Origin of the sequence: Neobacillus drentensis (genome assembly GCF_036965645.1) — a bacterium.
Lineage (GTDB): Bacteria > Bacillota > Bacilli > Bacillales > Cytobacillaceae > Neobacillus > Neobacillus drentensis_D.
Genome location: NZ_JBALPZ010000022.1, coordinates 111,818 through 134,069 on the forward strand (window position 1 = coordinate 111,818; position 22,252 = coordinate 134,069).

The 22,252-nt window shown below is 39.9% G+C and carries 16 protein-coding genes and 1 pseudogene; all 17 read right to left on the reverse strand.

Translation table 11 applies throughout. From position 1 onward, the window contains the following. Positions 1-148: 148 nt before the first annotated feature. The 17 genes and pseudogenes from V7266_RS04205 to V7266_RS04285 all read right to left on the reverse strand — a co-directional run bounded on the left by V7266_RS04205 (position 149) and on the right by V7266_RS04285 (position 22,227). Complete coding sequence (locus tag V7266_RS04205) at positions 149-1,789, reverse strand: ABC transporter substrate-binding protein (protein ID WP_335466060.1); 1,641 nt, start codon at positions 1,787-1,789, stop codon at positions 149-151. Between the two features lie 28 nt (positions 1,790-1,817). After that, a complete protein-coding gene (locus V7266_RS04210) occupies positions 1,818-2,714 on the reverse strand; it encodes a carbohydrate ABC transporter permease (protein WP_335466062.1) in 897 nt (298 codons plus the stop codon). Positions 2,715-2,746: 32 nt separating this feature from the next. Further along, positions 2,747-3,682, reverse strand: coding sequence for an ABC transporter permease (locus V7266_RS04215; protein WP_335466111.1), 936 nt, complete (start codon positions 3,680-3,682; stop codon positions 2,747-2,749). Between the two features lie 294 nt (positions 3,683-3,976). Beyond that, on the reverse strand, positions 3,977-4,921 hold the full coding sequence (locus V7266_RS04220; protein ID WP_335466064.1) for an aldo/keto reductase: 945 nt from the start codon (positions 4,919-4,921) through the stop codon (positions 3,977-3,979). A 25-nt stretch (positions 4,922-4,946) separates the two neighbouring features. Then, the gene (locus V7266_RS04225; RefSeq protein WP_335466066.1) at positions 4,947-5,795 is read right to left on the reverse strand and encodes an amidohydrolase family protein; all 849 of its coding nucleotides are present in this window, start codon (positions 5,793-5,795) and stop codon (positions 4,947-4,949) included. 60 nt (positions 5,796-5,855) lie between these two features. Beyond that, positions 5,856-6,869 (reverse strand): zinc-binding alcohol dehydrogenase family protein, encoded by a 1,014-nt coding sequence (locus V7266_RS04230; RefSeq protein ID WP_335466068.1) that lies wholly within the window; start codon positions 6,867-6,869, stop codon positions 5,856-5,858. A gap of 535 nt (positions 6,870-7,404) precedes the next feature. Further along, positions 7,405-8,916 carry a glycoside hydrolase family 43 protein gene (locus V7266_RS04235; RefSeq protein ID WP_335466070.1) on the reverse strand — a complete coding sequence of 504 codons (1,512 nt, stop codon included), beginning with the start codon at positions 8,914-8,916 and terminating at the stop codon, positions 7,405-7,407. Positions 8,917-8,996: 80 nt separating this feature from the next. After that, complete coding sequence (locus tag V7266_RS04240; RefSeq protein ID WP_335466072.1) at positions 8,997-9,296, reverse strand: hypothetical protein; 300 nt, start codon at positions 9,294-9,296, stop codon at positions 8,997-8,999. 354 nt (positions 9,297-9,650) lie between these two features. Continuing rightward, complete coding sequence (locus tag V7266_RS04245; RefSeq protein WP_335466074.1) at positions 9,651-10,622, reverse strand: aldo/keto reductase; 972 nt, start codon at positions 10,620-10,622, stop codon at positions 9,651-9,653. A 172-nt stretch (positions 10,623-10,794) separates the two neighbouring features. Then, complete coding sequence (gene arfA / locus V7266_RS04250) at positions 10,795-12,303, reverse strand: arabinosylfuranosidase ArfA (protein WP_335466076.1); 1,509 nt, start codon at positions 12,301-12,303, stop codon at positions 10,795-10,797. A gap of 217 nt (positions 12,304-12,520) precedes the next feature. Continuing rightward, positions 12,521-13,475, reverse strand: a pseudogene (locus tag V7266_RS04255) (aldo/keto reductase). A 299-nt stretch (positions 13,476-13,774) separates the two neighbouring features. Next, positions 13,775-14,419, reverse strand: coding sequence for a YesL family protein (locus V7266_RS04260; RefSeq protein WP_335466077.1), 645 nt, complete (start codon positions 14,417-14,419; stop codon positions 13,775-13,777). A 352-nt stretch (positions 14,420-14,771) separates the two neighbouring features. Further along, entirely contained in the window at positions 14,772-16,973 is a 2,202-nt protein-coding gene (locus tag V7266_RS04265; RefSeq protein ID WP_335466079.1) for a hypothetical protein, read from the reverse strand. After that, positions 16,970-18,511: a carboxylesterase/lipase family protein gene (locus tag V7266_RS04270; RefSeq protein ID WP_335466080.1), complete on the reverse strand. Its 1,542-nt coding sequence runs from the start codon at positions 18,509-18,511 to the stop codon at positions 16,970-16,972. Before V7266_RS04270 ends, V7266_RS04265 begins: the two co-directional genes overlap by 4 nt. A 109-nt stretch (positions 18,512-18,620) precedes the next feature. Further along, entirely contained in the window at positions 18,621-20,231 is a 1,611-nt protein-coding gene (locus V7266_RS04275) for an alpha-L-arabinofuranosidase C-terminal domain-containing protein (RefSeq protein WP_335466082.1), read from the reverse strand. Positions 20,232-20,336: 105 nt separating this feature from the next. Next, a complete protein-coding gene (locus V7266_RS04280; RefSeq protein ID WP_335466084.1) occupies positions 20,337-21,170 on the reverse strand; it encodes an alpha/beta hydrolase in 834 nt (277 codons plus the stop codon). A gap of 163 nt (positions 21,171-21,333) precedes the next feature. Next, entirely contained in the window at positions 21,334-22,227 is an 894-nt protein-coding gene (locus V7266_RS04285; protein WP_335466085.1) for a carbohydrate ABC transporter permease, read from the reverse strand. Between the last annotated feature and the right edge of the window lie 25 nt (positions 22,228-22,252).

Below are 22,252 nucleotides of genomic sequence, written 5' to 3' on the forward strand. Positions count from 1 at the left end.
CCTTCCTACAACTAATAATGGTATCGTCTACTTACTTGTTGGCGATAAAACATTCTAAAGATTCAATTTAAAAAAATACCTCAGTCCTAAACCTTTTTTGGACCGAGGTATTTTACTTTTTTTAAAATTACGAACAATTCTTCATGTTCTACTTTTCAGATTTATCATATGCTTGTTGCATTATTTTTAGATAACGTTTAAGGTTTAATTTATCAAACCCTTTGACATAGGATTCCCAGTCAGTATCCAAGTTCATTTCCCCTGTTACAAACTTCAAAAGGCTCTGATTAACATAATTTTGAATATTTGTTTCTAACATGGCTACTTCATCTGCATCAGATGGATTCATCCAAACGGACCATGCTGGGTATACATCATCTGGCTGCGTACCCTCATACAAATGGGTTGCATCTTGAAGTCTTCGTTCATACCCTTCCGGTGTAAATACTTGAGTCGATTGGATTTGCCCATTTCTAAAAGAACTGGAAGAACCGAATTCTGCGATTGGTCCCCATCCGTTATTGTGAGTTTTTTCACCGTCTTTCAGAGGTATCGAAGCGAAAAGCGGTTTAGCACTTTTTTCAATCGCGACATCACCATCTTTTGGCTTTCTCCAGTCCACACCCTCTTTACCAAATTGTCCCCTTATATTTCCATCCGCTGTAAACAAGTAGTCGATGATCTTAATGGCTGCGATTTGATCTTCCTTCGACGCTTTGTTAGTAAGTACAAAGTCAGCTCCAGGAGTAACAGGGTAATTATAAGTGGCATAAGCAGAATTTGGACCTTTCAGTGGCGCGAGTGCTATATAATTATCTGAATACAAACGTTTTTGATCAGAAACAAACTCACCCGGGTGTGTAGCTGTTCCAGCACCAAGAATTTCTGCTGAGGCATTATCCCCCAGTTTTTGGTATGCATCATTATTTTGGGTGAATGCACCTGGATCAAGTAATCCATCCTTGTATAAAGAACGAATGTATTCTAATCCCTGCTTCCATTCCTTCTTGTCAGCCGCAAAGTCAACCTTTCCATTATTTAGAAGCAGCCTTTTTTTACCATCATCATAAATAAAGCCGTTCATTAGAAATGGAATAACATTAGTATCAGGGATACCTACTGCCCCACTTAACGGGACTTCATCTTTTTTACCGTTACCGTTCGGATCCTGGTTTTTAAAAGCTTCAAGTACATTTTTAAAATCTTCTGTTGTTTTTGGCATTGGCAAATTCAACTTTTTCAGCCATTCATTATTTATCCACATTTTATATGGCCATGTACAATGGTAACACTCATTCAAGTGTGAAACACCATAGATATTTCCATCAGGTGAAACCGTCATCGCCCTAAATTGTTTATTGGTATCAAGCGTTTTTTGAATATTTGGAGCATATTTTTTAATCAAGTCATTTAGTGGGATAAGAACACCCTGTTTTCCATATTTTATCAAATCATTTGTAGAGAAATGATCCACCCAAGGAACCAACATATAAGCGTCTGGATAATCACCGCTGGCTAAGGAGATTTGGCGTTTTTGACTAGCTGATGTAGCATCATAGGTCGTTGTCTGCCAATTAATCTTAACATTGAATTTTTTTTCTACTTCCTTTGTGAAAAAATTTGTACTTAATTTAGTATTACCTACCCCTTGAGGAGCAAAAATAGACAATTCCCCATCACCATCTTTTGATTTACCTGACGATGTTGTTTCTGTTTTGTCAGTACAGCCTGCTAAAAATGTTGCAAGTACTACAAATAAAAGCATTGCCAAAATACCTGCTTTTTTCATAACTACCTCTCCCCTTATGTTTAAAAATTTAGCCCTTTACTGAGCCAATTAAGACACCCTTCATAAAGTGACGCTGTACAAATGGATAGATAATAAGAACTGGAAGACTAGCTACAACAATTAATGAATATTTCATCAAATCAGCGAGTTGTTTCATATCCATCAATTTTTGTGCATCAATCGATGCAGATGAAGTTGTATTTAAAATAAGGATATTACGTAAAACAACCTGAAGTGGGAATAATGCTTCAGATTTCAAATAAAGCATGGCATCAAAATAAGAATTCCATTGAAAAATCGCATACATTAAAACTAATACGGCAATTATAGGTTTGGATAGCGGCAGAACAACTGACCATAAAAATCTTAGGTCGCTGCAACCATCCATCTCGCTTGCTTCCACGATTTCTTCAGGAATACTTGTCCTAAAAAAAGTTACAGCAATAATGACCTGCCAAACAGCAATAGCCTTTGGAATGATTAAAGCCCATCGGGTATCCAACATATGTAGGTTTTTAACTACAAGATATTCGGGAATTAATCCACCTGAAAATAACATTGTAAATAAGATAAAAATCATCAAAACATTACGACCATAGAAAGATTTTCTAGAAAGCGGATAAGCAAACAACACTGTCAAAGTAACACTAACGATCGTGCCAAAAAAGGTATAGAATAGGGAATTAGCATAACCCACTAAGACCTGTGAATTGCTAAATATAGCTTTATAGCCTTCTAACGAAAAATCAACTGGCCATAGCCAAACCTTACCAGACGAAACAGCTAGCGGACTACTCAGTGATGAACTAAGAATATATATCAATGGATACAGAACGATTACTACCACAAAGATTAAAAAAGTATAAATAATGGTAAGGAACACTTTGTCACCGAACGACTCTTTTATTGAATTTGCTTTTGCCACTAAAAACTCACCCTCCTATTCTTGTAAAATCATTACCATAAACTATTTCCTGAAATTCGTTTCGCAAATAAATTTGCCAATAAAAGAAGTATTAAGTTTACTACAGAGTTAAAGAGTCCAATCGCTCCTGCAAAACTGTAATTTGCATTTAGAAGCCCCATTTTGTAGACGTAGGTTGAAAGCACTTCTGATGTATCTAAATTGAGCGGATTTTGCATTAAATATATTTTTTCAAAACCAACTCCCATAACGTTTCCAACTGTTAAAATTAAAATAATCGTAATAGCCGGCATAATCCCTGGCAGATCAACATGGATAATTTTTTGCAGTCTTGATGCACCATCTATTTTTGCCGCTTCATATAGTGAAGTATCAATACCCGAAAGAGCGGCTAGATATATTACGGCTGAATAACCTGTAAATTGCCAAACATCCGACCAAACATATATGGAACGGAATAAACCAGGGTCTCCCATGAAATTAATGGAATGAAGCCCGATAGCTTCTAAGATGTGATTAAAAATTCCAAGCCTTGGTGATGTCAACACAATAATCATGGAAACTAATACAACTGTAGAAATGAAATATGGAGCATAAGTAACAATCTGTACAAATTTTTTGAACCGGCCTTGACGAATTTCATTAAGTGCTATAGCAAGAATGATTGGCAATGGGAAGCACGCTGCAATATCGTACAAACTTATAAACAATGTATTCTTAATAAGATCCCAAGCCGCAGGGTTATCAAAAAATAGTTTAAAGTACTTAAGCCCCGCCCAAGGACTTCCCATGATTCCTTGAACCACACTGTAATCCTTAAACGCAATAATAGTTCCAAGCATGGGAATGTACTTAAAGATAATAAAATAGAGGACGGAAGGAATAATCAGTAAATAAAACTGCCAATGTTTTCGCAGGCTTTTCAATGCCTTGCTACTTCCAACTTTTCTTTTTTTGGATACCGAAATGGTTTGTTGTTCTACTGTAACTGTTTTCAGTTTAAATCCCTCCTTACTGTTTTCATTTGTTTTTTAAGCATTACTTTTTTATAAAAAGGACACTAGTTAAAACGCTTTCAAAAAAATTCATTCTATTAAACTATTAAAGATCACATCCTTATTTATATTTGTTCGAATGCTGTTATCGATAACATTTATGATAAAGTTATGTTATCGATATCACTGTTAAATTTATAATATTCTATCTATTCATAAAATTCAAGTTAAAAAATGATAAAATATTCTGCCTTTTTTCTTCTTTAATTATTTTATTACTTTCTGTGCAAATTCAGGGTTCCCGCTAGGCCATGTTTTATTATGAATAGGTTCTAATATTTCAAGGACAATACTCAACATTTCCTCATCAATCGGTTCATCTGTCCAATGAATATTTTTCCTAATGTTTTCGACACTTGCCGTACTTACCAAAGTAGTTGGGATTGTCTCGTTTTGGATGGAAAATTGGATAGCTAATTTAGATAAATCAGTTCCATTTTCCTTACAAAACTCGGCAGCCTGATTACAAATCATGCGAATTTCCTCACTAGCAGGGTGCCAATCAGCAACTGGTCTCGAACTTAATAATCCCATTGATAAAGGGGAAGCATTTATCAATCCTGTCTTTTTCTCTTCCAGAAGAGGAACGAGTGACAGTAGCGAAGTATCATTTAAAGAATAATGACAATACGATAAAATCACATCTAGTTCTGTCTGACTAAGAACCTGTTCAAAAATGGTCAACGGAAGTCCAGATACACCAAAAAACCTGATTTTCCCTTGCTTTTTTAATTGTTGTAAAGCAGGTATACCTTCTGCCATAATTTGATCGAATAAACCAAACTCAATATCATGTAGCAGCAGAATGTCTACATAATCCGTTTGTAATCTCGCCAAACTCTCATCAATGCTGTCAATAATACGTTGTTTAGAGAAATCAAATTTGGTTTCCCCATAACGCCCGGCTTTTGTTGATAAAATAAATTTGTCCCTTGGTATTTCACGTATTGCTTTTCCAAGAACAGTTTCAGCCTTCGTTAGTCCATAATAAGGCGATACATCTATTAAGTTAATCCCATGATCAATAGCTGTATGAACCGTTTTAATTCCTTCGTTTTCATCAATATCCCGAAATACCGAGCCAAGTGAAGAGGCCCCGAAACTAAGAATCGATGCCTCCAATCCTGTTTGTCCAAGCTTTCTGTATTTCATATATTTCCCCCATTCCTTATAATTTTTAAAATTGCTGGCTGTAGATGTTTAATTTATAAAACCTTAATGCATTGCCGCCAAAGATTCCTTCTTCCTCAACTTTCGTCAGATTTTGTGGAAGTGTTTCTTTTAAAAGATCATACACATCATCGTAGCTTGCAGAAAGTAAACAAACAGGCCAATCACTCCCAAACATGACCCGGTTAACGCCAAATTCATTCACAATATGCCTCACATAGGGAATAAATTCTTCCTTTTCCCAATTGTGATGATCGGCTTCCGTAACCATTCCGGATAATTTGCAATAAATATTGGGATGTTGCGCAATCTGTTTCATTTGACTTTTCCATGGCTCTAAAGTTCCTGCTTTAATTTGCGGCTTGGCGATATGGTCGATAACTGCCCGTATGGAAACATGCTTTAATAGTTCGACTACCACTGAAAGCTGATCGGACCGAACCAGGAGATCAACGGGAATATCCATTTTCTCAAAATAAGAAAATGCCTCCAAATAATAGGGTTTTAAAATGACCCTCTCATCTGGCATATCTTGTATCATGATCCTTATGCCAACAAATTTTGGGTGTTTCCTAAAATTTTCGAGCCTTTCTTTATAGGCAATATCCTCGATATCAATCCATCCAACAACACCGGCAATGGTTTCCGATCCGTTACTAAGTGAGAGGATAAATTCTGTTTCTTCTATAGTTGGCGCTGCCTGAACAACAATGGTTTTGTCAATTTTGTTTTTTTCCAAATGTGACCTTAAGTCTTTTTCCAGAAAATCACGATATAGAGCAGGTAGCTCTGGAGTAATCCATCCATAGTCATTACGGCTTATTTTCCAATAATGCTGGTGAGAATCAATTCGCATCGGTTCGATTCCTTTCATACTACATATATGAATATATCTTTTGAGTAAATATATTTTTGATTATAGTTCTACCATTGCTTTTACAACGTTCGATTCAGGTTTCAGCCATTCTTCAAATATGCCCGTCATTTGTTCAAGATCAGAACGATGCGTAATATAAGCGTTTACATCAATCCTCCCGCTCTGAATGGATTTTATTACATGGTTGAAGTCTTCTTTATTAGCATTCCTGCTTGACATTAATGTCAATTCTTTAGAGTGAAAATCAGGGTCCGAAAAAACAATTTCCGATTTTACTAATCCGACGAAAATGAGTTTCCCTCCATTTGCAGGATAACGGAAAGACTCTTCCATTGATTTGCGATTTCCGGTTGCATCAAATACAATTGTTGGCATATCTCCGCTTGTTATAACCTTTAAGGTTTCCAGTGGATTCTCTAAAGCATTAATGGTAAATTCTGCTCTTGTCCACTGTTGACAAAACTCCAATCTTTCTTTATTAATATCCATAGCAATTACCCTGGCACCCTCTTGTTGTGCAAATGCCATAACCCCCAAACCAATCGGGCCCGCACCAATTACCAGTACAAATTCTCCCTTTTGAATTCCTGCCCGTCTGACCGCATGGGCACCGATACTTAAAGGTTCAATGACCGCGGTCTGATCCAATGACAAACCTTCTGTCTTCATTAAATGATCAATAGGCACAGAGATTTTTTCACGCATCCCGCCGTCGATATGTACTCCCAAAACTTTCATTTTTGTGCAGCAGTTTGTTTTTCCTTGCCGGCAAGCAATACACTCACCGCAATGCATATACGGGATAATGGAAACCTGCTCTCCTTTTTTTAATCCCGTTGGATTTTCTCCAATCCATTCAATCGTTCCAGCCAATTCATGGCCAAGCACCCTGGGATAATTAAAAAAGGGTTGATTTCCTTTAAATGCATGCATGTCGGTTCCGCATATCCCAACTCTTTTAATTGCGACAATCGCTTCACCTAGTTTTGGAAGTGGAATATCTTCATTGATCAATTTAAAAACATTAGGTTGTTCACATACAATTGTTCTCATTTTCATTACCTCCTCTTCAAAAAAATCATTTAGTATAGTTAACTAACTTTTAATGTTTTTTTGTTACCGATAACATTAATTTAACACCAAAAAATATTATAGTCAACAAGATTCTAAAAATTTTTAAAATGGAAATAGAAGATCCATTATTTATAAATCACCTCACTTTTAATGCTAGTACATTACTCAATATATTCAAAATTTGATAGAGTCCTAATACAAATTAATAAAAAATAAAACGCCACCGGTTATGGCGACGCATGATTATCATTGATAAAGATCTATATAATCCAATCCTAAACGTTTTAAGATGGCATCACATTGCTCTATTTTTTGCTTTCTGGAAAGTTGAGCTTTTACCTATAAAAAGGCTATTAGCTGCCCTTGAACCTGCACCCATGCCAGGCACAAATGAGGGCTGTCCCATTCACGGCAGCACTAATGAATTTATATTTTAAGGGACCATAAATGAAGTTAAATAGGTTTCGTAACGCAATTAATCACTATTTTTCTACGCTAGATCCCAACGAGTAGTTCAACGGCCTCTTTGATAATGGAAATAAGCAATATCTACATATCCGCCAATTTGTGCAGTAGCATAATTAAATAAGCCAATCCGGTAACCCATGAAATGATCTAATGTATACTTCATGTTTAATGGGCGGCCAATTTTACTCCAGTTTTCCCCATCTTCAGAATAGAAAAATTCCGCTAGATCAACACTATCCTCATAATTAAACTCAATTTTTAAATAAATCTGATTTCTGGAAAATGGAATCTTTTCAACTACTTCTTCATTGCCATCACCACGATTTACACACATTGAGACGTATTTATCTCCGTCCACTTCTGCCTTAATCCCCACAGCCCCAAAGCTATTCTGGAGAGCGACCAATCCTGCATAGTCACCAGGCTTCATATTTGATATATCCATCATGGTTATTCCTGTACAGTCAGGTCCTTCCGTTCTTTGTGTCAATGTATTTCGTGCATACAAAATGCTGTTAGTTAAATGGCCGGTTTCCAAACGCAGATAGCCTAGCCGTTTCGTGAATGACCATAGCTCATTATCCGGATTATGATTCCACTGCCAATTCAAGGCCAATTTATTTTCTGTATAGTCAAACTCATCACTGATCACTAACGGCTTTTTGGAAGAAGCAGGCAAGTTTATTTCCAATTCTTTTGGCGCCTTACCGTCAATACCCACCATGGGCCATCCGTCCTTCCAGGTGACAGGCAGTATATAGGGAATTCTGCCAACGGCATCATGATCTTGGAACAGCATGGCATACCACTCATGTTCCGACGTATCAAAAATCGCTCCTTGTGCAATTCCATGATTATGGTAATCCATATCATCATCAAAAATCACTTTACGCTCATACTTACCCAAAAGCTGGCTTGCGCGATAACATATTTGCCTTCTGCGCTTGTATCCGACAATTGGCCATTCGATAAATAATAAATAATATTGCCCGTCAATCTTATACGCGTGGCATCCTTCACATCGCAAACCAATATCTTCTTTATCGGTTACCAACAATAATTGATGGATGCCTCCCGGTTTTATTGCTGTTGCATCTTCTGTCAATTCTGTTATTTGAATGTCACCATTGCCATAAATCACAAATACCCTTTTTTCATCAAAAAGCAATGCCGGATCGTGATATACTCCTTCAAAAGTTGAACGTGCCCATTGTCCATTTTCTATTTCCTTTGTTTGATAGATATAAAATCTGTTCATATCGTTACTTGAAAAAGAAACATAGAAAGTTTCATTATGATAACGCAAACTTGCAGCCCACAAACCTTTCCCGTAAATTCCCTTTCCATCCTTCAAATTATGGGCATCATTGTCTTCCAAAATATCAAATACATATCCAATAATCTCCCAATCTACTAAATTCTTCGACTTCATAATTGGGCATCCTGGCATAGTATGCATGCTCGTACTTATCATATAATAAACGGTCCCGACTCTTATCACATCAGGATCCGGGACATCTGCCCATATAATGGGATTAGTTAAATTAGTTTTACTCATATAATTCTATAATCCTTCCATTTAATATCTACTTCTAACCGCCTTGGCAATTTAGCTTTTTCTCTCGGTATCGTTACCGTCTAATTCTCCTGATGTGTTGATTCCTTTTGTTGAAAAAGTTGACGCACTCGTTCAGCTTGATGTGATAATTCAAGTCTTTCCGATAGCTGTACAGAAATATTTTTATATGTAATATTCTTACGGTTTCTTTTGTGAACTACATTAGACACAGAACAATCGTAAATTTCGGCAATCATTCGATCCGACCACCCCTGAATCCAGTACAGCTCCATGAGCTGCTTATCGGAAATCTTACGGAAATCGAATACTTCACCTTCTTGTTTTCGTTTTTTCAATTCATCATAAAACCATAAAGACATCATGATCATCACCATTTTTATATAGGGAATGCAATTAAAATTCGCTCTTCCCCATTGAATTCAGATTTAAAGTCTTCGACTTATACCATTTGATAGACGTAGAGTAATAAGGTGCGAACAATTATATTTCAATTGATTCTGTTTTATTTAAAAGCTCCTGTAAAATTATTTCTTTTAAATGCGTTTGTATAGGAGTGATGATGATTAGTATCTACACCCAATTCCGAAAGGGCTTTCATATAATTTGTAAAAGTCCTGCCCGTCATTTTGACAGGCAGGACTCAATTTATATTCCGTTGTAAATGAAGTGTACATTTCTTTGTTAATAAAGACCCTTTAGATCGTTAACAATGATTATGCCTGATAAAAATTCCGAATCCACCTATGAGCTTTCAGCTTCTTAACCGACTCTTGAGAAAGCCCTTTTCCGTCCCCAACCTTACAGTTTCTTTCGACATTTTTGATGGTACGCATCCCAGGGATAACCGTAGAAACTGCAGGGTGGCTTAAAACATACCTTAATGAAGTTTCTGCCATATCCTCGATAGAAATGTTAAGATCAGTCACGATTTCATTTACCCGGTTGTAAACTTCACGTTTCCTTTCATCCTTAAAATAATGATTTCTGAAATCCCCCTCTTCAAATCGACTTTCCGGGGTGATCCTGCCGGTAAGTCCCCCTTCATCCAGAGGTACACGGGCAATCACACCGACATTATGTTTTTCACATGCATGGAAAAGCTTATCTTCCGGGCTTTGTTCAAAAATATTGTAGATAACTTGAACTGTATCAACCAGGCCTGTCTCAATTAGCTTGATGGCATTTTCCGGCTGATGATCATTAATGGAAACACCAAAATATTTAATTTTCCCCTGCTTTTTCAGCTTTTCAATTGCTTCAAGCCATTGCCCCTGATTTACCCATTCGTCAGACCATACGTGAAACTGTTGAACATCGATCATATCGACCCCAAGATTCCGCAAGCTCTCTTCCGTGCAGGAAATAATATGATCTGCCGGGAAAGCTTCTTCAGCTGAAATACCAGCCGGAGCAGGCCATTTTAAATTTTTCGGAGGAATCTTGGTGGATACATAGATGGATTCTGGCCGTTTTCTTAATACTTGTCCAACCAAGCGCTCACTATGTCCGTTTCCATATCCTAAGGCGGTATCAATAAAATTCAGACCGAGATCAATTGCTTTGTTTAGTGCTTTTATGGATTCTTCGTCATTTGCTCCCTGCCATCCGGTATTCCCTATTCCCCAGGCACCATATCCAATCTCGGAAATTTTTAAACCTGTTTTTCCAAGTAATCTGTAATTCATTTGTATACCTCCAGTTTTTGTACCATTATATTTACTCCTCCATAACTCCATTTCCCGATGAGCTATAACGAAGATGATAGTTTAAAAGACACTTCGCCTTTTCGATACTGTAGTTTGAGCTATGGGCAATAGCATAACCCTTTATTAAAAAGAGATGGAAATTGATTCAAAACTATTGACGTTTTGCTAACCGAATTACATTCCATGATAATTTTGGTAGAACGGCTGTTACCAAACCATTTTCAATTGCGGCATTACCATTTGAATGGGGAGCTACCGGTGTACCTTTAGCTGAGTTGGTTAGTTTTAAGTCATCGTTTTCAAGCACGATATGCTCCACAACCTCATATCTATCAAAATTACGAATATCGCACTCTAGTTCCAAGCCTTCCTTTAAATGGCGGTTTACCGCAAAAATCGTTAACTGTTCATTTTCTTCATTATATACAGCTGCTGATTCTAAATAAGGAACATCCGTAAAATCCTTGCTATCGTATTTTGGACTTGAAATAATGGGATTCAGGGAAACGCCGCGTCCAAATACGGATGCGTGCATATAAGGATAGAAAATTGTCTGCTTCCAGGCTGGTCCATTTTCTTCCGTCATAATAGGTGCAATCACATTTATCAATTGGGCAAGACAAGCAATTTTTATGCGGTCAGCATGCTTTAATAATGTGATCAGCATACATCCAACCAATAGGGCATCCTCAAAATTATAATGATCTTCCAGTTGCGGAGGTGCAATGCTCCAAGGTTCGATTTTCCTATCCGCTTCATTACTGTGATACCAAACATTCCATTCATCAAATGAGAGATTAATATTCTTCTTCCCTCGTTTTTTCGCTTTAATGTAGTCGGCTATGGATATGACTGAACGGATAAAGTCATCCATTTCAAGGGACATTGCCAAATAGTTGGAGATGTCATTATCACGATTGCCGTAATATTGATGAAGCGAAATAAATTCAACATGATCATAGGTGTGATCCAAAACAGTTGCTTCCCAATCTGCAAAGGTCGGCATCCCTCGGCCGGAGCTTCCGCATGCAACAAGTTCAATTGTTGGGTCAACCCACTTCATAACCTTGGCTGCTTCCAAAGAAATTCTCCCATATTCTTCAGCCGTTTTATGGCCGATTTGCCAAGGACCATCCATTTCATTTCCCAAGCACCATGTTTTAATTTTATGTGGCTCTTTAAACCCGTGGGAAATCCGCAAATCACTATAATAAGAACCGCCCGGATGGTTGCAATATTCTACCAGGTTTCTTGCAGCATCAATCCCGCGTGTTCCTAAGTTAACTGCCATGTTTACTTCAGCATTTACCAACTTTGCCCATTTCATGAATTCATTTGTACCAAATTCATTGGTTTCCGTAGTGCGCCATGCTAAATCAAGCCTGCGCGGGCGATTTTCAACTGGTCCCACACCATCCTCCCAGTTGTAACCGGAAACAAAGTTTCCACCCGGATAACGAATGATAGGAACCTGAAGCTCTTTTACCATTTCCATCACATCTTGACGGAAACCATTCTCATCTGCTTGGGGATGACCAGGGTCATAGATCCCGCCGTAAACGGCTCGTCCCAGATGTTCAATAAAGGAACCGTATATACGGTTATCAATCTCAGAAATTTTAAAATCTTTTTCAAGGAGCATTTTTGCCTTATGAGCCATATTCTTTCATCCTCTCAATAGTTGTTTCTAGTAATTTCTTTTATAATGATAATATTTAATGTATCTAAAGTATTTCTAAATTATTTATTAGAATAATAAAATATTTGCCTCCCTCCATGCATTGACATTTTCATATAAGTTTTTGATATATTCTAAGGTTTCCGATTCCATAGAGTCATTTTCTTACTATATATCTTATTGAAGAGACTATTAACTTCTAACAGATATATTTATTCTCTACTTCTGCCCCTTCCGAATTCCCGCTTGGCCAGGTTTTATTGTGGATAGGTTCCAGGATTTCCATTACCATTGCTAAAAGTTCCTGATCAATTGGTTCAGCCGCCCATTTAATATTCTTGGCAATATTTTCGACACTCGCTGTACTTACTAGAGTTGTAGGTATCATTTCATTTTGCACGAAAAATTGGATGGTCAGCTTAGATAAATCCGTTCCTTTTTGTCTACAAAACTCCTCTGCCTGTTTACAGATTTTCCGAATATCTTTACCAGCCGGGATGCCAATCAGCAACAGCTCTTGTGCTTAAAAGTCCCATTGATAATGGCGAAGCATTAATAATTCCTGTATTTTTCCTGTCAAGCAAAGGAATAAGTGATAACAGTGAGGTATCATTTAAAGAATAATGACAATACGACAAGATGGCATCTAACTCTGTTTCGTTCAGAATTTTTTCAAAAATGGACAATGGAAGGCCCGATACGCCAAAGAAGCGTATTTTCCCCTGCTTTTTTAATTCCTGTAATGCAGGAATACCTTCTTCCATGATTTGGTCGAATGAACCAAATTCGATGTCATGAAGGAGCAGAATGTCATCATAATCCGTTTGTAATCTTGTCAGACTCTCTTCAATACTGGAAAAAATCCTTTTTTTTGAGAAATCGAAAAGATTTTCACCGTAATGCCCTGCTTTTGTAGATAAAATGTACTTGTCCCTTGGAATTTCTTTTATTGCTTTACCCAGAACCGTTTCGGCTTTTGTTAATCCATAATAAGGTGATACATCAATAAAGTTAATACCATTGTCGATGGCTGTATGGACGGTTTTAACTCCTTCATTCTCATCAATATCTCTGAACACAGAGCCAAGGGAGGAAGCCCCAAAACTAAGAATGGATACATCTAGACCTGTTTTCCCCAACTTTCTATATTCCATTTAAAAGCGCCTCATTCCATTCTTTTGCCGGTTGGTTAAACCATATAATGTTTTTGGACACCATAAATCCTCCTCTTTCTAGTTATGACTTATATAGATTGTTATAGTTTAGTTATTGATCACATTAATAATTGAATGGTCATAGTTAATAAGATCCTAAGAAAAACAAAAATTCCATTCCGAATTGGGCAGAATGTTAATTTGTAGATGATACTTATAGTTCATCAGACTTCATCGCTCTTATTTGCTTTTCGTATAAAGAGCGATCCCTTGCTTCTGAGTTTTTCCTATGTAAGACATTAAGAGATAAGTTTTTCCGACTTTTCCTGTTGGTTTTGATCTAGCTTTTTAAACCCAAGGTTTGCACACCCCATATTGATATAAGCCCATAGGCTGACTGCGAAAAAAGGAATTAAACCTGGAATGAGCCTCATGAGACCATAAACAGCAATGGCTCCTGCGATCATCATCAATGTATTCAAAGGTCGCAACACACTTATAATAAAAGCATTTTTTAAAACATCAATGATTTTTAATTCGTAATGGACATACACAGGAAAAATATATAAGAGAGTTAGAAGAACCACCAAGCTGATCAGAACAAGTGAAAAAGTGGTGATCTGAATAGCTGAATTGGATGTATTGAATATTAGGTGAAAGTCTAAGTATAAAAAATAACCAATAATATAGTAGATGAAACCGATTATATTTCCCTTTTTAAACTCCTTTTTATAGGTCTGCCAAAAAGTTTTTGTTAACGGAATATCTGTATCACCTTGAATCCACTTTCTTGTAATAACAAAGGTACTTATCGTTGCTGGAAATAGTCCAAAGAGAATAAGTCCAAGTAATGAAAAAAACATCCACAAAATACTTATATAAGCCAACTTAGTTATCCATTCCGTAACATGGTAAATTCCAGCCATGGCTCCGGTAAACATCATTTACCTACTCCTTTGTCATAAATATTGTATAGTCATTATTTTCTTCAGGACTTTTAGCCGGTGTACAGACGTTCAGATAAAGACAGTCCTAATCATATGAATATCTGTATCAACGACCCTCTCCCTTACTTTTGAGCCTGAAGGGAGACGGGTGCAAATTCATAGGCTTTTAAGAGATCCTCCCAACCGGATGCCAAAACGAAAAGTAGAACCAGCCGGAGGAATCTCATAAAAGCGATGCTGCATGTTTATGCCTCCGTTCTGATTCTATCTTTCTCCTAACAATTATTCCGTTGTGAAAGGTGAGGCAATTTAATCTTCGTCTGATTCTGAATCATAAAACTTTCCACTTTCATAATGTGAATGAAGCGAAAGTGTCATATATGCGATTTCTCTTGGCCCTTTCCTCCGGGCTGAGTTTTTGAGCGTCTGCAATCTCATAACCGCCAAAGGTATCATACAGCCTCGATGAGGGGTCGACTTCCACATACGTACACCATGGCAGCCAATGATAGTGACTTTGCAAGGTTTGACTGGTAAAATTGCCGCTTTCGTGCCCCAGACCGGGCATGATGTAGCCTATACTTCCGTCCACGTCACTGGACTGTCGGGTATTTTGATGGATGAACTCGGCAAAGTCGAGGTAATGCTCATCGCCCGTAATCACATACAACCGGTAATAGGTGTACGAACAGGCGGCCATATATACATCAGCGCCCCCGCCAATGGTAATGATGCTTTGTCCGCTGATGGAGTACTTATTGAACGGATGTTTCGGCCAAAGAGTACGTACCGGGAATGTCCAAGCATAGGTCCAAGTTTCCGTATAGTCTGCGGCGCCAATCGCGCCTTCCAACCATTTGTCCTGACCGGTTAAATCATACAGGGCAAGGAAACCGAATAAGGCATAGATGCCGGCCTCTTTATCCTGGATGTCCATGTTGTCACATGTTCCGCCACGGTACTCCAGGTTCCGATAATTGTTTTCGTAAGACCATTCACCGGCCATAATCGCTGCAGTTCTATATCTTTCGTCGCCGGACACCAGATAGAACTGTACCAGAAAACGAATCACACTTGGAGTGTTGGACTTAGAGTCCATGCGGATGGAGTTATCGAGATTGTAGGCACGATAAAAACTTCCGTCTTCGTTTTGAATGTTCACAAGCCAATCAGCAGTCTTTCTACAGAATTCCAACCAAGCAGGCCGCTCGTCGCCTTTCCTGCGCATATAGAGGTATGCGTCTAAAATGGCCTCGATTCCGTCAGCAAGCATTCGTACATAATGCGGATAGGGCTCGAATCCCTTGATGTTGGGATTGTAGCACATCTGCGGCAGACCAGATTCAGTCATTGCCGTCCTTACCCAAAAATCAATAATGTTTACGCCTTTTTCAAAGGATTCCGGCACGTTTTCTTTATCGCCGTATCGCAGCAGCTGATATCCAATACCAGGCTGTTGCCCTACGAAGCCAAACTGAAAGGAAACGCAAGATATATCCATGTCGGGTAACTGGCAGGCAAAGGGTAAACCATATGAATCACCATATTGCCGCGTATATTTGGTAAACACCTTCATGCAGTCGTGGTAAAATTGCTCATTATCTACTTCAAATAACTTATCGCGCATCCGGTCATAGGTTACACGCCAGATGTCTCTCATCATCTGCTGGAAGCTGCCGTAATGCCCAAAATTGATCGCCACCGCGTAATTTTGCTCAAAGCCGACCTCCACAGGGTGGTTAACGCGCTGGAATGTTTTTGATTTGTCTTTGTAGTCAAGACCTGCATACTGATTTCCTCTAGGCATCTGCCCATCGCAGCCGGGATACACATAATCAATAGACAGGCCGTCAATTTTCGATTCGAATTCCTTGCGGTAGGCAAAACCATAATACATATAGTTTAGAGTTTTGTTTTCTGGCTTGCTCATGCCGATGGCGCCAATGGTCAATTTGGGATCCACGTTATTTTCGGATCTCACAATGTCCACAGACTGCATGGTTACATCTGAAGCCCAGCGCGACAGAGCCGCCATTTCTCCCGATGCGATGTTTTGCATCGCAAACACAGGCAAGGCATAACAGGTTTCCATACGATAGAAATATTCGCAATCCAGGTCTTTGCCAATAGCGTAATCTGGTGCGAATTCGTTTTGCTTATACCAAACACCGGGCGCAAAACAGTTATAGTCATGAGTATCGTCCGATTCCGTCATCACAAAAGATAGCTTTGTGGAAAATCCAAGGTCATCCCCCGCCTTCACCACCTTGACGTTACGGCTTACTTTGAAACCTGCGCCTGTTGCTTCATACACGTCCGTAAAGGAAAATTCGGAGCCAGAGGGCACAGTTACTGTGCCCTTGGCGATGATTGTATCACCTGAAACGTCAATCTCACTGTAAGCATTATCGTAAAACTCGCTAACGGCAAATACCGTCTTTACCGTGGCAAACATCGGGCGTTTGTTGAAATAGAGCAGTTTGCCGTTTTTTTGAACTTCAAGGCCACCATCCTTAAAGCTGAGTCTATAGTCTCCAGATACTAGTTTCATAGAGATCCTCCTTTTACTGTTTTTTTCTCGAAATATTGTTTAACAAGGAACTTCATTAAATCGCTCGGCTGCTCTCTAACAAACTCGGGTTTTTCTCTGAAAACCATTCCATACGGTGCCTCGGCAGTATAGGGATCCCACTGTGTCATATCCTCTCCTGTGGAATCCTTCCCGTTCGGATCTCCGGTTCTAATGAAGTTAGCCCAGTAGTTGCACATCTGGCGGGCAAGGTCATAATGTTTGCCGACAAAGGGCCTCCAACATTTGGCAAGTGTTTCAAAAAAGAACCAAAGATCTACGGAGTGGAATGTTCCGGGGTTATCCCATCCCGGTATTTCCGCATCAAAATTGTAATAGTACAGCGGTATATTGGCGCACGTTTCCGAATTGGCCTGTGAAGCAACGCGGATTGCATATTCGAAGACGCTCATTGAAGCATTTTTCAATACTTCATGTATGTCTTCCGACTGAGCCTGGCAAAGCGCAAGAAACTCAGCGGCATCATCGCCGAACATTTCAACAGCCATGTTTCGAAATTCGTCAAGCGTCTCGGCATCTGGAACACTGAAAAACTCGGAGGACGTGTGGCCCCACAGCACAGGTACCTTCCAGTGCTTGTTTTCCACGATAAGATCAAATGCGTTGCCTACGGAGAATACATCATCAACCACGGTACCCCAGAACTCCTTGTAGTCCACCATTTTGTTGCGAACATATTCTGCATCAAGCTTACGGGCTTCCGCAAGTGAGGAAACTCCAAGAAACTCAAAGAATTTAACCCCGTCTTGTTCGGCATCCGCCAGATTCTGCCTACCCCTTGGCATTCGGCTTCCTGGGTAAAGCGGTGAAAATATACCGCTCTGAATAATTGCCCTCTGGAAGAGGCCTTCATTCTTCGGCGAGGTGAGCTGGCTCATTACGCTCCCGCCTCCGGCAGATTGCCCACCAATCGTGATGTTGTCTGGATCGCCGCCAAAAGCCTCGATGTTTCGTTTGACCCATTGTGTTGCCGCTTGCTGGTCGAGGTGACCGAAGTTTGCAGGAGCTTCCGGAGATTCTGCCGTTATTTCAGGATGGCATAGAAATCCGAAAACGTTCAGACGGTAACCAACCGTTACCACAATGATCCCCCTACGGGCAAGGCGTTCGCCGTCGAACTCCATCTCAGCCGTATGACCAACTTGCAGCCCTCCGCCGAAATACCATACATATACCGGCAGCTTTTCATCAGTACTTTCCGCCGGAGCCCATACGTTCAGGTAGAGACAGTCCTCGTCCATGAGGATGTCTGGATCCACACTCCATTCCCTGGTGTAGATGTTGTTGACATCGATCTTTTGCCTTACCTGCATCGGGACCGGTGCGAAATCGTATGCTTTTAACACACCATCCCAGTCTATAGCGGGCTGCGGAGCACTCCAGCGGTTTTGGCCTACAGGCGGCGCGGCAAATGGAATACCTTTGAAACTCGTAATACGGGGGTCGGCTGCCGGCAATCCCTCAACGTAACCGCTTTCAACTTTTACTAATCTGTTCATATTTAATGGCTCCCTTCGAAATTACTAGAATTCTAGAATTCTTTGCGGGTAATGAAGAAATTGATATTACCCTTCCTTTGATCGCTATTTTAAAAGGATGTCGTGTTGTCTATTTCGTAAGGCGAATCACATTCCATGACAGCTTCTTTGCAACGGCTGTCACTTTGCCGTTATCCATTTTGGTATCGGTATTTTTCGTTGGCTTAATCACATCCGGATATTCGAAACTATTTCCCTTTTCTAGATCATCGGTATACATTTCAATATGCTCAGCGAGCTTATAGCCCTCGAAACCGCGAACGTCCAAACTGATTTCGATGTCATCCTCAATCGCCCGGTTGATCATGAAAATATTGACCTCGCCCTTTTCTTCATTTTGTACAACAGCAACTTCTATTGCCTGAACGTTTTCATAGGCGTGGCTCTGATTAGAACCTGTAAGGGCAAATTGCTCGGTGTTAAAGGTAGGCCCGTCAACCACTGGCAGGATTGAAACTCCGTCACGGGTTAGTTTGTTCATCTGGTAGAATGGAAAATATGCCGCGTTCTTCCACACATGTTGGCCGTTAAATGCCAGCGCGTTTAGAATACCTCCAGTCATGCAGCCAATCTTAATCCGATCCGCGTGACGCAGGAAAGTCATAATAACCGAGGCCATGGCAAGGGCATTCAGCATTTGATGAGAAGGGGAACCAAAACTGTTGTCAACATAATTCTCCGGGTCATTTGTTGTAAAGACATTATCCCTGGGGACAAACTGGAAGTAACTCTTGGTAACATCCTGCCAGCCTCTGCGCCCAAAGAGAACCTCTCCCTGTTTAGCAAAGTCGCAGCCGTATTCGTCGAAGGAGATGTACATTTTCTTAGGCGTACGAAGTTTAGTCTGAAGATAGTCGCAGATGGCAATGGTTGTCTTAATGTAATCTTCGAATACGGAAGATATGTTGAGATAGTTCGCAATGTCACCCTCCGGTGCAGAGTGGTAATGGTGGAGGGATATGTAGTCAACCGATTCATAGCACTGTTCAAGTGCTGCCATTTCCCACTCAGGGAAATGCTTGTGATGGTCAGAGGTACCTGCAAAAACGGTCTCTGCCTTGTTGTCAATCCATTTGATGATCTTGGAAAGCTCATGGGTGCGAATGCCGAACCCAACAGGGTCTTTTTCCCAGGAGCCTATCTGCCAATGGCCGTCCATTTCATTCCCAAGATACCAGGTCTTGATGGGATAAGGCTCTGGATGCCCATACTTCTTGCGCAGTTCGGACCAATATGTGCCACCGGGAATTCGGGAATACTCTACCAATTGTGCTGCGCTTTTGATATCTTCCGTACCGAGATTAATCGTGTACATCGGGTCGGTATTGACACGCTTGGTCCACTCCAGATACTCGTCATGGCCGATTATATTCTGCTCATTCTGGAACCAAGCCAAATCTAGCTGTACCTTGCGGTTTTCAATCGGTCCGATGGATTCTTTCCAATCCCAGCCTGAAACCCAGTTGCCTCCAGGAAAGCGAAGGGCCGGAAGATCAAATTCTTTTACAGCGTCTATGATATCCTGCCGAAAACCCATGTCATCCGCAGTCGGGTGTTTGGGAATATAAATGCCCCCATAGACCCAGCTGCCAATCGGTTCCAGGAACGCACCGAACAAACGTTTATCTACCTCACTAATCTTATAATCCGGATGGACAGTAACGTTTGCCGTCTTTTTCATGAAAAACCCTCTTTTCTTGTTCAAACTATTGTTCATGTATAATGCCTTTCTTCATATTCCTTCCCCAGTCTTACACTGGAGCGCTCTTTAGCTTTCTTTCTATAATTATTTTTTGACGTAAGGAATCTCTCTTTGGTGACATTTTTGCACGACTGGCGTTTCTACGGTTTTAATTCCCTTTAGAAAATAATCCAGGAATTCTCCCATGATATCCGAAACGAGCCTTCCCCCAAATGCATGCACTGCTCCTGGGATCAGATACATCATGACCGGTACTCCCGCCTTTTCGAGAGCATTTCGTAAAAGTCTTGAGTGTCCAGGGGATACTACAGGATCCTCCGATCCATGAAGAATTAAAAACGGCGGTTCGCCGCCGTTAATATAAGTTAAGGGACTCGCTAATGTTGCACGACCCAATGCCGCTTTCGAAGTCACAGGGACCCCGAGCAGCTCTGTGATGCCATTATTCGGCTGCTCTTCTTTTCCTTGAAATGACAATAGCAGTTCTGTTGGCCCGCACATGTCAACAACGGCCTGTACGCTGTAATCTCCTTCAACGGTTTCCCAGTCCCGGTTTCCTGCTGAAACCCCCAACAATGTACACAAATGCCCTCCCGCGGAATCTCCGGATACCGCTATCTTGCCTCCGTCATATCCGTATTGGCCTGCATGCTTCTTTATAAAAAGAAGAGCATCTTTTAGATCCAGCATTTGCGTTGGAAATGGTCCTTCATCACTATACCTGTAGTCCACCGTTGCAACCGCATACCCCTTTTCGAGCATTGGCATCGCGAGATTCCATGTCCTGTTCAGTTCCTTCCAGCCGCCTCCATGAATCCACATGATCAGTGGAGGATTTTTCTCCTCAGGAAGAAAAATATCCAAATACAACTCACGGGTTTCTACCTTTTTGAATGGTATGTTCCTGTATTCCTTCATCTTCTCACCTACAAAATGCTTTGCTATTCATGTACTGTTTACGTCTTTTGCATATCCGACATATTCAATTACACATAATTCTATTAAAATGCATAATTTTTATGAAAATTAACAATTTAAAGAAACTACACATTTATCAGAAAACTTAACCTTCAATTCAACCTTATTCCTTTATTGCACCCACTAACATACCCTTGGCAAAGTATTTCTGTAAAAAAGGAAATACACACATGATAGGGAGCATCGCTACAATAACTGCCGCCATTTTCATACCCTCCGAAAATCTTTCCACCTGTACATTCGATACATTCATCTGCTCACTCATCTGAGAATCGATAACAATCGATCTTAAAGCAAGCTGCAATGGAATTAGGTCTCCTCTCCTTATGAAAATCATTGCATTAAACCATTCATTCCAGCGGTCTACCGCATAGAACAATGTCATTGTCGCAATGATAGGCATCGATAAGGGTAGTATGATTTTAAACAGAATAGCCCATTCACCAGCTCCGTCAAGCTTGGCCGACTCCATAAGCGAATTTGGTATGTTCTGAAAATAGTTCATCATAATAATTAAATAAAATGAATTAACTCCATAGACCAACACAACAGACCAAATGGTGTTAATTAAGTGCAGCTGCTTCATTAACAGGTACATGGGGATAATACCGCCATTAAACAGCATCGTAAGGACAACAAAATAGATGAGAGACCGCTTAAATGGAAACTCAGGGCGACTTAGCCCATACGCCATACTGGTAGTCAGAATCATGTTAATCGGCAATCCTAATCCGAGGATCAGCAATGTTGTGCGATAACCGATCCATATGCGTCCGTCTTGAAATAATGCTTTGTAGTTCTCAAGTGTAAATGCCTTTGGTATCAATAATACCGTAGATTTAAGATATTCCTGCTGCGTTGCAAAAGATATGGCAACAACGTTTATAAACGGAAAAACGATGGCGATAGCAAAGGCTATTAGGATTAACAGCAGGACAATATCCAATACTTGTATTTTGTTTCGTTTCTTACTAGTATGAGATGTATCCTTTTTCATATTTACATTCCTCTCTCTCATGTAA